The organism is Caulobacter sp. FV2ps19, assembly GCF_058681035.1.
On sequence record NZ_CM178729.1, the window covers coordinates 139,520 to 149,690 of the forward strand.

The window sequence follows — 10,171 nt, forward strand, 5'->3', positions numbered from 1 at the left end:
TTAACCGTTGGTGAATTCATCGCCGACGAGGCCTGCCATGCTGACCGCCGCCATCCGCTTTCTCGACATCGCCGTGGTCACCCTGATCTTCACGGCCCTGACCTAGGCGTTCTCCAGCAGCATCATGGTGCCCTGCCCGCCGTCGGCGCAGATGCTGACGATGGCCTTCTCGCCCTTGGGCCTGGCCGCCAATTCCTTGACCGCCTGACTCAGGATGCGGACGCCTGTCGCGCCGAACGGGTGGCCGATGGCCAGACTGCCGCCTGTGGGATTCATCCGCTCGCGGGGGAATGACCCCAGATCCGCCTCGACCCCCGCCTTGGCCTTCACGAAGGCTGGCGTCGTCCAGGCCGCGATGTGCGACAGCACCTGGGCGGCGAAGGCCTCGTGGATCTCCCACAGGCCGATATCGTCATAGATCAGGCCGTTGCGGGCCAGCAGGCGCGGCACGCCATAGGCCGGCGCCATCAATAGCCCCTCGTGGCGCAGGTCGATGGCCGTGACCTCGAAATCGACCACCTTCACGCGCGGCGTGTCCTTGGGCAGCCGCGCCAATCCCGCCTTGGAGGCCACCCAGATCGCGGCCGCGCCATCGGTCAGCGGCGAGGAATTGCCGGCCGTCAGCGTGCCCTGGCCGCTGGTCTTGTCAAAGGCCGGTCCCAGCTTGGCCAGCTTTTCCAGCGTCGAGTCCTTGCGCGGGATGGTGTCGCGCGTCACGCCGCCGACCGGGATCACCAGATCATCGAAGAAGCCGCTGTCCCAGGCCTTCACAGCGGTCTGGTGGCTCTCGAAGGCGATCTGGTCCTGATCGCTCCGGGTCAGATTCCAGTCCTTGGCGGTGATCTCGGTGTGCTCGCCCATCGACAGGCCGGTGGTGCGGTTGACGACCTTGGGAATCCACAGCTTGAGGTCGCTGGGCTTGAGTTTGAACAGCTGGGCCAGCTTGGCGCCCGGCGTCCTGGCCTGCTGCAGACCCTTGAGCCAGCCGGAGAAGGCCACGCTCATGCCGACCTGGACGTTGCTCATGCTCTCGACCCCGCCGACCAGGGCCAGGTCGCGACCGCGGCCGTCGATCATGCCGGCCGCTTCGATAACCCCGATCATGCTGGTCGAGCAGGCCATCACGGTCGAAAAGGCCGGAATGGTCGGATCGGCGCCGGCGTCCAGCAGCACCTCGCGGGCCAGATTGCTGAAGGTCAGGTTGGGGATCACCGTCCCCCAGATCGCGAAGTCCGGCCGGGCCCTGGCCAGCATGGCCTTCGCCACGGGAACCGACAGGCCGATGGCGTCCAGTCTCGCCAGCGCGCCATCGATCTTGGCGAAGGGGGTCCGCACGCCGGCGGCGAGCCAGATGTCGGTCTTGGTGGCAACGGCCATGGATAATCCAATCGTGCGGAATGACAGCCATCAGCTGATGCAGGACTGGATATAGGGCGTCTTGTAGGTTTTTAACCTAATGCGCTATTCACCATGCCGGTCGAGCAACCCTTAAGAGCTGAACGCTATATCTCCCCGATACGTTGGGGAGGGCTTCCGTGCTTATTGTGTTGTCAGGTCTGGTCGTGGCGATCTTGATTGCGATGGTCGGCTGGACCTTCGCCGAACCCTACGTGGCCCATTGGCGCGGCATTCGCGCCGCCGAGAAGCGTCGGATCGCCGAGCGCCGCAAAGACTGACCTCCTCGACCCTGCCTCGCGTAATCGCCCCTAGTGGTCGCCGAAGTCCACATCGCGCCGCGCCGCGACGATGGTGACGATGAAGCCGGCCAGAACGTCCAGCAGGACCATCACCGTGATCAGGAAGAAGGTCGAGGTGGCGAAGGCCGGGGCCAGCAGGAACTCGATCAGACAGCCGATGAACAGCACCAGCGACAGCGAGTGATTGATGATCGCGATCCTGCGGCTGGTCGTCGACTTCAGGAGCTCGACGAACAGCACCACCAGTGAGGCGGCCAGCAACAGGTCGCTGAGGCTGACAGCCCAATCGACGCGGGAGGTCATGCGGATGGTGAAGAGGGTCTCGGTCATGCGCGCATGCGCTTCGGCCGACATGAACGCCCCCGCCAGGGTCAGGGCGATCAGATTATAGACCAGAACTGGCAGGGCCAGCAGCGGTACCGCGGCGAACATCGAAAGCCTCTCCCCCAGGACGCGCGACCGTCAGGGCCGCGCGAGCTACGGTTAACCGCATTTTTCGCAGGCGAGAAGGCGGTTCAACCCCAGGGCGCTAACTGAAGGCTAAGCTTCGTCCACGCCCTGCGGATTGCGGGCCCGGGTCTGCAGCCACATGACGCCCAGCAGGTCGCTCACCGACGCCTTGAGCCGCCCGAAATTGGTGTATTTCGACACCCCGCTCTCGCGGTGACGATGGTTCACCGGCTGGAACGCCACCTCATAGCCCTCGCGCAGCATCAGGGCCGGGATGTAGCGATGGATGTGATCGAAATACGGAAGCCGCAAGAAGGCTTCGCGCCGGAAGGCCTTGAGCCCGCAGCCGGTGTCATTGGCCGTGTCCTTGAGCAGACGCTTGCGCACCCCGTTGCCGAACTTCGACGCGAAGCGCTTGGCCGAGCTGTCCTGGCGCTTGACCCGCTCGCCACCGACCAGGGCCAGGGTGGAGGGACCGGCCGCCAGGGCCTGGGCCAGGCGCGGCGCATCGGCCGGATCGTTCTGGCCGTCGCCGTCCAGGGTGACCACGATTGGGGCGCGGGCGGCCAGAACGCCGCTACGCACGGCGCGGCTCTGGCCGGAGTTCTTGCGATGCGACAGCACCCGCAGCTGCGGAATCTCGGTCTTCAGCGCCACCAACAGGGCCCGGGTGTCGTCACGGCTGGCGTCGTCGATGAAGATGATCTCGTGGTTCTGCCCGGCGAAGGCGGCCGCGATCTCGCGCGCCAGGGCCGGCGCGGCGCCGCCCTCGTCAAACACGGGGACGACAATCGAATAGTCGGGTGTGGCGGCGGGAGCGGCGATCATCAGCCTCTAATACCTCAAAACTCCCCACGCGAAAGGATCGTGCTATTCCATGCGCCATGACGCTTGAATCTCGCCTGGATGCGTGGAGCCGCGGCTGGCGCGCTCCTTTGTTCGCCGCCCTTCTGGCGCTCGTGGCCGGCCTGCCGGGCCTGCTGGCCATGCCGCCGCTGGACCGTGACGAATCGCGCTTCGCCCAGGCCACGGCCCAGATGCTGGAAACCGACGACCTGGTGGTGATCAAGTTCCAGGATCAGCCGCGCTTCAAGAAACCTGTCGGCATTCACTGGCTGCAGGCGGCCAGCGTTTCCCTGCTCTCGGCCCCCGAGGATCGGGGGATCTGGGCCTATCGCATCCCGTCCCTGCTGGGGGCGATGCTGGCGGCCGCGGCCTGCGCCTGGGGCGCGGCGGCGCTGTTTGACCCGCGCACCGGTCTGCTGGCCGGATCCATCCTCGGCGCGACCTTCCTGCTGTCCAGCGAAGCCTTCATCGCCAAGACCGACGCGGCCCTGTGCGGAACCACCACCCTGGCCATGGCCGCCTTGGCCAGGATGTACGCCGACCACCTGGCGGGTCGAAAGCCCGGCAACCTGACCAAGCTGGCCTTCTGGATCGGCCTGGCCGTGGCGGCGCTGATCAAGGGTCCGGTCGGTCCGCTCGTCGTGCTGATGGCCGGCCTGGCCTTGTGGGCCTTGGATCGCAAGGCGGGTTGGGTCAAGGATCTGGGCTGGGGCTGGGGGATGATCCTGTTCGCCGGCGTGGTGCTGCCCTGGGCGATGATGATCACCGTGGCCACCGACGGCGGGTTCTGGAGCACGGCGGTGGGGGGCGACCTGGCCCCCAAGATGGCCGGCGGCCAGGAGGGCCATGCCGGTCCGTTCGGCTATCACGCCCTGCTCTCGCCCCTGCTGGTCTATCCCGCCACCCTGCTCTTGCCGGCCGGCCTGATCCTGGCCTGGACGGGTCGCAAGGAGGCCGGCGTGCGGTTCGCCGTCTGTTGGCTGATCCCCACCTGGCTGATGTTCGAGCTGCTGCCCACTAAGCTTGTGCACTATACCCTGCCGGCCATGGGCGGCCTGGCCATGCTGATGGCCGCCGCCGTGCGGGCGCCGCTGGGCAATCTGGTCCGGCGGATCGGCGCGGGCCTGACCGTGTTCATCTCCTTGCTTCTGGCCGCCGTCGCGGTGTTTTGCATGAAGCAGTTTGGCCAGGGGACCGATCTGATCTGGACCGTTCTGACCGTGCTGCTGCTGCTGATCGCCGGCGGACTGGGGGCGGTGTTGCTGCTGCGCCGGCAATCGGCGCGCGCCCTCGTGATCTCCGGAGCCCTGGGCGTCGCGGCCCATGCCTGCCTGGTAGGCGGGCTGTTGCCGCATCTGGAGCCGCTGTTCCTGTCCAAGGCCGTCGCCGACGCCCTGGACCGCACCAAGCTGTCGCCGCGCTCGGGCGCCCCCGGTCCCGTCGCGGTCAGCGGCTATTCCGAGCCCAGCCTGGTGTTCCTTCTGGGCACCGCCACCGAACTGACCGACGGCGAACGGGCCGCCCAGGCCATAGCCCGGGGCCGTCCAGCCGTGATCGAGGCGCGCGAGGACGCGGTGTTTCGCCGGGCCCTGGCCGCATCCGGCCTAACGCCGCATCCCGTGGCGGTGATCATCGGCCAGAACTATTCCGACGGTGATGACGAGCGCCTGACGATCTATCGCGGCGAGCGTCAGACCGTTGGGCCGGCCGCCCCGCCCACGATCGGAGACCGCCCATGAGCCGCTTCATCGAGATCGTCGAGGTCGGACCGCGCGACGGACTTCAAAACGAGAAGCTCGCCCTGTCGGTCGAGGAACGGCTGGACCTGATCCGCCAGCTGGAGGCCTGTGGGGCTCGGCGCATGGAGGTGGTGTCGTTCGTCAACCCCAACCGCGTGCCGCAAATGGCGGGGGCCGAGGAGATCATGGCCGCCCTGCCCTCGGACCTGAAGCACTCGCGGATCGGTCTGGTTCTGAACATGCGCGGCTGGGAGCGCTGCGTGGCGGCCCAGTGCGATGAGGCCAATGTGGTGGTCTGCGCCTCGGAGGGTTTTGCGGTCCGCAATCAGGGCTCGACCGTCAATCAGCAGGTCGACGCCCTGGCCGCCATGGTCGAGCGCCAGGCGGTCGAGGGCGGACCGCCCATCACCATGACCCTGTCGGTGGCCTTTGGCTGTCCGTTCGACGGCGAGGTCAGCGAGGACCAGATCGTCGCCATCGTTCGCGAGGCGGCCGCCCTGAACGTCGCCGAGATCGCCCTGGGCGACACCATCGGCGTCGCCGATCCCTGGACCGTCCGCAAGCGGATCGAGGCGGTGCGCGCCGCCGCGCCGGACACCCGTCTGCGCATGCACTTCCACGACACCCGCAACACCGGCCTGGCCAACGCCTTCGCCAGCGTCGAGGCCGGCGTCGATGTGCTGGACGCCTCGGTCGGCGGTCTGGGCGGTTGCCCCTTTGCGCCCAACGCCACCGGCAATATCGGCGCCGAAGATCTGGTCTATATGCTGGAGCGAGCCGGCTTCGAGACGGGATACGACCTTGACGCCCTGATCGAGACCGGGCGGGCGATCAGCGCGCGCCTGGGCAAGGCGCCGGCCTCGTCGCTGGCGCGGGCTGGAGGATTCCCCGCATGATCCGCCCTTCGCTTATCGCAAGCGCCGCCTTGCTGCTCGGCGCCTGTACGGCGGTCGATCCCGTCGAGGTCGCCGCGCGCTGCGATGTCACAGTCAAGTTCGGCAGCTATGGCATGGGGATCGACCACCCCCTGGCCGCCCGCATCGGCGCGGCGGTGGAGGCCGATCGTGACCTGGCGCGTGTCGAGCGCAGGCCATGGGGTCGCGAGGGAGAATATGACCTTTGCCTGCAGGCCAAGAGCGGCCGCGATATCAAGGCCATCTATGCCCGCTATCGCGCCATGCTGCCGGCCCGGGCGCTGAAGGCGCCAACCTCTATCACAGGTCCGGATGGTCTGATGGACGAGACGATCGCGCCGATGTAGCGCGCCAAACTGGACTATTGGCCTACTGGACTAGATCGGTCGGCCGGTGATCTTCCACAACAGTGGGCGACAGACCGACATCAGCATGATGGCCGGGGCCAGGAACACGGCCAGGGCGTAGCGTTGCAGGGTGTCGGCGCGCTTGATGAAGTAGCGCGACAGCCCCACGCCCTTGTGGAACTCGACCTTCACGGGGTGCTCCAGGCTGGTGTGCCCCAGATGCACGACCTGGGCCTTGGGCTGGAAAATCACCCGGCCGCCGGCCTGACGGGCCCGCCAGCACAGGTCGATGTCCTCGACATGCAGGAAATAACCCTCGTCGAAGCCGTCCAGAGCCTCGAAGTCGCAGCGGCGCAGGGCGAAACAGGCCCCCGAAATGGTCGGCATCTGTACGGGCGAGCGCGGGAGAGGCTCGCTTTCGCGATGGATCTCGAAGCCCGACAGCTTGGCGTAACGACGGGTCAGATGACCGAAGCTGAGCAGGGTGGTGATTGGCGTCACTTCGCCGCGACGGCCGCCCCGCTGCTCGGTGCCGTCAGTGTTCATCACCCGCGCGCCAACCACGGTCGGCGTCGGCTGGCCGCGGAACGCGGTCACCAGGGCTGCGATGCAACCCGCCTGCAGATTGGCGTCAGGGTTGATGAAGATGATGTATTCGCCCTTGGCCGTCGTCGCGCCCAGATTGGCGCCGCGGGCGAAACCGACATTGCCGTGGCCTTGCTGCAGCACGACGCGCGGTTCTGTCAGGCCCAGGGCGCGAAGCATCTCGGCGTCACGCGGCGACGAGCCGTTGTCGACGATGACGAATTCATCGACCAGCGGCTCGTCCAGAACGTGCCTGATGCTTTCGGTCAGGGCCCGCCCCGTCCGGTACACGACCATCACCACCGAAACGTTCGGGCGCGCCGGGCGGGCGCCGGCGGCAAGGGTCGTGAAGGACGGCAGGATGCTGTTCATCAGGCGAGCGCGGCCTCTGGCACGCCCGTGACCAAGCCGCGAGCGCGGGCGAGATCGGGCGGCGTCGCTTCGGCGGCGAGCACGCGCGCGGCGTCTTCGAGCGACAGGATGTTCTGCCCTTCGCCACCCAAACGGCGTAGGGCGACCTGCCCCGTCTCAGCTTCTTTACGCCCCACCACCGCGATCACCGGAACCTTTGCGAGGCTGTGCTCGCGAATCTTATAGTTGATCTTTTCATTACGCAGATCCACTTCCGCGCGTATCCCCAAGGATGTCAATCTTTTGACGACCTGACGGGCATAGTCGTCGGCATCAGACGTGATAGTAGCCACGACCACCTGCGTCGGCGCTAGCCACAGCGGCAGGTGACCCGCGAAGTTTTCCAGAAGAATCCCGATAAAGCGTTCGAACGACCCCAGTATCGCCCTGTGAAGCATCACCGGACGCTTTTTTGAACCGTCCTCCGAAACGTACTCGGCGTCCAGTCGTTCCGGCAAGACAAAGTCAAGCTGCAAGGTTCCGCACTGCCAGACGCGACCAATCGCGTCCTTCAGTGAGAATTCCAGCTTGGGGCCATAGAAGGCGCCTTCGCCCGGCTGGTCGACCAGACGCTCACCCGCGGCCTCAGCGGCCGTGGCCAAGGCGTGTTCGGCCTTGTCCCAGACTTCGTCGGAGCCGGCGCGCAATTCGGGGCGCGTCGAGAACTTCACGTCGTGGAGGTCCATGCCCAGATCGGTATAGACGCTGCGCAACAGCTCGATGAACTTGGCGCTTTCGTCCGTGACCTGTTCTTCACGGCAGAAGATGTGGGCGTCATCCTGGGTGAAAGCCCGCACCCGCATGATGCCATGCATGGCGCCTGACGGCTCATAGCGGTGGCAGGCGCCGAACTCGGCCATGCGCAGCGGCAGTTCGCGATACGATTTCTGACCGATATTGAAGATCTGGATATGGCCGGGGCAGTTCATGGGCTTAACGGCCATGACCTCGCCCTCGGCGGTTTCGCACATGAACATGGCGTGGCCGAACTTGTCGGCGTGGCCAGACCTTTCCCACAGGCTGCGATCGAGGATCTGCGGCGTCTTCACTTCCTGATAGCCGGCGGCGTCCAGACGGCGGCGCATATAGTCCTCAAGCGCCCGATAGAGCGTCCAGCCCTTCGGGTGCCAGAAGATCATGCCCTTGCCCTCTTCCTGGATGTGGAAGAGGTCCATCGTGCGGCCCAGCTTGCGGTGATCGCGCTTCTCGGCTTCCTCGACGCGCAGCAGATAGGCGGCCAGATCGGCGTCAGAGGCCCAGCTGGTGCCATAGATGCGTTGCAACTGAGCGTTGTTCTGATCGCCGCGCCAATAGGCCCCGGCCAGCTTGGTCAGTTTGAAGGCCTTGCCCACCGCCTTGGTCGACGGCAGGTGCGGCCCGCGGCACAGGTCCTTCCAGGTGCCGCCCTGATGATAGACCGTGATCGTGTCGCTGGCCGGCAGGTCGCGGATGATCTGGGCCTTGTAGCTTTCGCCCATGGCCTCGAAGTCGGCGATGGCGACGTCGCGATCAACCTCCTCGCGGCGGATCTTCTCGTCGCGATCGACGATCTGGCGCATCCGCTCTTCGATCTTGGGCAGATCATCCAGACTGAACGGCTCATCGCGGGCGAAGTCGTAGTAGAAACCGTCCTCGACGTTGGGGCCGATGGTCACCTGGGTGCCGGGGAACAGCTCCTGCACCGCCTGGGCCAGGACGTGGGCGGTGTCGTGGCGGATCACCTCCAACACCTCGGGGGCGTCGCGGGTGATGATCTCGAACTTGCAATCGCCGGTCAGCAGGTCCGGCGTCAGCGGGCGATCAAGGTCAAGCAGGACGCCGTCCAGCTTGATCAGCAGCGCCTTCTTCTCAAGCGACTTGGAAATGGCGGCCGCCACGTCGCGCCCGCTGGAACCGGCGGGGTATTGACGGGAGGAACCGTCAGGGAAAACCAGATCGATCATTCTTCACATATCCACTTGCGTGGCTTGTCGCGCGGCGGAGACGGGTCATACCCCGATCCTCCAAACGGATTGCATCGGCAAATCCGTCGCAACGCCAGCCAGGACCCCTTGGCGGGTCCGTGATCCTTAAGCGCCTGGGCCGCATACTCCGAACAACTCGGCAGAAAACGGCACTGACGCCCGATGAGGGGCGAGAGCGTCAACTTGTAGGCCCTAAGGCCAAGGTCGACGGTGCGTTCGTAGAGGGTCATGCCAGCGCGCGATTGCTTCGAAGGTGGTTATCGCACCCGCGAAAAGCCGTAATCAAGCCGCGCCGGCGCGGCTAGTTCGCGTTTCTGTCGCCGCTGTGGCCCGAGAGACAGCCTCCACCGCCGCTTCGAACGCCAAAAGCGTCGAGGCGTGACGGGCGGGGTAGGCCTTGACCGGCTCCAGCACGGCGAGCTCCGAAAACCGGCCCGCGGGAGGCGAACCGTTCGACTTGAGCATAGCGCTTAGGGAATCGCGCGCCAACTCGATCTCGGAAAGATCCGCGCCGATGATGTTGGCGCCGAGGATCGCGGCCGACGCCTGCCCGAGAGCGCAGGCCGCGACGTCCTGGGCGAAGTCGCTGACGCGGCCCTGATCCAGCACCACATCCACCGTGATCCGACTGCCACAGAGCTTGGCGGTTTTTTCAGACGAGGCGTCCGGCGCGGCCAGTCGCCCGGCGCGCGGCATGTTGGCCACCAGGGTCAGGATCTTGGCGCTGTAGAGCTCGTCGATCATGAGGCAGAGGTGGGGTTGGCCTGGCGCTGGGACCAGACCGCCTCGGCATAATCGCGCAATGCCTCGCCCATCTGCGTATAGGCAGCCCGCAGTTTGCGTCGATCGTCGCGGCTGATCCAGCGCACCAGCAGGCCCATGAACAGTTCGCCGTTCGAGAAGGTGGCGTTGGCTTCGCCCATCTTCTCGATCTCGATATAGCGGATGGCCGTGACGAAACCGCCCAGACGGCTGGATCGCCAGTGGAGCTGCTCATAGGGCACCCAGTCCTGGACGACCGGCTGGATCACGCGCACCGGCTCGTCCGGCAAGGCCTGATGCACCGTCAGCGGCGTACCGATCTTCATCTGCCCCTCGGCCTTGGGGTGGATGGGGTTCCAGCGGTCCCAGGTCGAGAAATCGGAAATGATTTCCCAGATCAGCTCGGCCGGGGCCTGGACGCCAATGCGATGTTCAACAGCTCTTTGCATGGGCGGG

General features: G+C 66.0%; 12 protein-coding genes. 4 read left to right on the forward strand and 8 right to left on the reverse strand.

Going from position 1 to position 10,171, the window contains the following annotated elements:
- Window positions 1–102: 102 nt before the first annotated feature.
- Window positions 103–1,377, reverse strand: a complete 1,275-nt coding sequence (locus ACW18B_RS00640; protein ID WP_492048930.1) for an acetyl-CoA C-acyltransferase — start codon at window positions 1,375–1,377, stop codon at window positions 103–105.
- A gap of 158 nt (window positions 1,378–1,535) precedes the next feature.
- Between ACW18B_RS00640 and ACW18B_RS00645 the strand changes: the two genes are divergently transcribed.
- On the forward strand, window positions 1,536–1,676 hold the full coding sequence (locus ACW18B_RS00645; protein ID WP_492048931.1) for a hypothetical protein: 141 nt from the start codon (window positions 1,536–1,538) through the stop codon (window positions 1,674–1,676).
- 30 nt (window positions 1,677–1,706) lie between these two features.
- Here ACW18B_RS00645 and ACW18B_RS00650 read toward each other — a convergent pair whose 3' ends face one another.
- Window positions 1,707–2,129, reverse strand: a complete 423-nt coding sequence (locus tag ACW18B_RS00650; RefSeq protein ID WP_492048932.1) for a hypothetical protein — start codon at window positions 2,127–2,129, stop codon at window positions 1,707–1,709.
- Window positions 2,130–2,237: 108 nt separating this feature from the next.
- The gene (locus ACW18B_RS00655) at window positions 2,238–2,975 is read right to left on the reverse strand and encodes a glycosyltransferase family 2 protein (RefSeq protein WP_492048933.1); all 738 of its coding nucleotides are present in this window, start codon (window positions 2,973–2,975) and stop codon (window positions 2,238–2,240) included.
- Between the two features lie 56 nt (window positions 2,976–3,031).
- Between ACW18B_RS00655 and ACW18B_RS00660 the strand changes: the two genes are divergently transcribed.
- Genes ACW18B_RS00660 through ACW18B_RS00670 form a run of 3 tightly spaced genes read left to right on the forward strand, consistent with a single transcriptional unit; the run spans window position 3,032 to window position 5,993 of the window.
- The gene (locus ACW18B_RS00660; protein WP_492048934.1) at window positions 3,032–4,732 is read left to right on the forward strand and encodes an ArnT family glycosyltransferase; all 1,701 of its coding nucleotides are present in this window, start codon (window positions 3,032–3,034) and stop codon (window positions 4,730–4,732) included.
- Complete coding sequence (locus tag ACW18B_RS00665; protein WP_492048935.1) at window positions 4,729–5,628, forward strand: hydroxymethylglutaryl-CoA lyase; 900 nt, start codon at window positions 4,729–4,731, stop codon at window positions 5,626–5,628. Before ACW18B_RS00660 ends, ACW18B_RS00665 begins: the two co-directional genes overlap by 4 nt.
- Window positions 5,625–5,993, forward strand: coding sequence for a hypothetical protein (locus ACW18B_RS00670; RefSeq protein ID WP_492048936.1), 369 nt, complete (start codon window positions 5,625–5,627; stop codon window positions 5,991–5,993). The genes ACW18B_RS00665 and ACW18B_RS00670 overlap by 4 nt, the downstream gene beginning before the upstream one ends.
- A gap of 30 nt (window positions 5,994–6,023) precedes the next feature.
- Here ACW18B_RS00670 and ACW18B_RS00675 read toward each other — a convergent pair whose 3' ends face one another.
- Genes ACW18B_RS00675 through ACW18B_RS00695 form a run of 5 tightly spaced genes read right to left on the reverse strand, consistent with a single transcriptional unit; the run spans window position 6,024 to window position 10,164 of the window.
- Window positions 6,024–6,950 (reverse strand): glycosyltransferase family 2 protein, encoded by a 927-nt coding sequence (locus ACW18B_RS00675; protein ID WP_492048937.1) that lies wholly within the window; start codon window positions 6,948–6,950, stop codon window positions 6,024–6,026.
- Entirely contained in the window at window positions 6,950–8,932 is a 1,983-nt protein-coding gene (gene thrS / locus ACW18B_RS00680) for a threonine--tRNA ligase (protein ID WP_492048938.1), read from the reverse strand. Before thrS ends, ACW18B_RS00675 begins: the two co-directional genes overlap by 1 nt.
- Complete coding sequence (yidD, locus tag ACW18B_RS00685) at window positions 8,929–9,183, reverse strand: membrane protein insertion efficiency factor YidD (RefSeq protein ID WP_492048939.1); 255 nt, start codon at window positions 9,181–9,183, stop codon at window positions 8,929–8,931. Before yidD ends, thrS begins: the two co-directional genes overlap by 4 nt.
- A gap of 52 nt (window positions 9,184–9,235) precedes the next feature.
- Window positions 9,236–9,697 (reverse strand): iron-sulfur cluster assembly scaffold protein, encoded by a 462-nt coding sequence (locus tag ACW18B_RS00690; RefSeq protein WP_492048940.1) that lies wholly within the window; start codon window positions 9,695–9,697, stop codon window positions 9,236–9,238.
- Window positions 9,694–10,164 (reverse strand): SRPBCC family protein, encoded by a 471-nt coding sequence (locus ACW18B_RS00695; protein ID WP_492048941.1) that lies wholly within the window; start codon window positions 10,162–10,164, stop codon window positions 9,694–9,696. Before ACW18B_RS00695 ends, ACW18B_RS00690 begins: the two co-directional genes overlap by 4 nt.
- Window positions 10,165–10,171 lie beyond the last annotated feature (7 nt).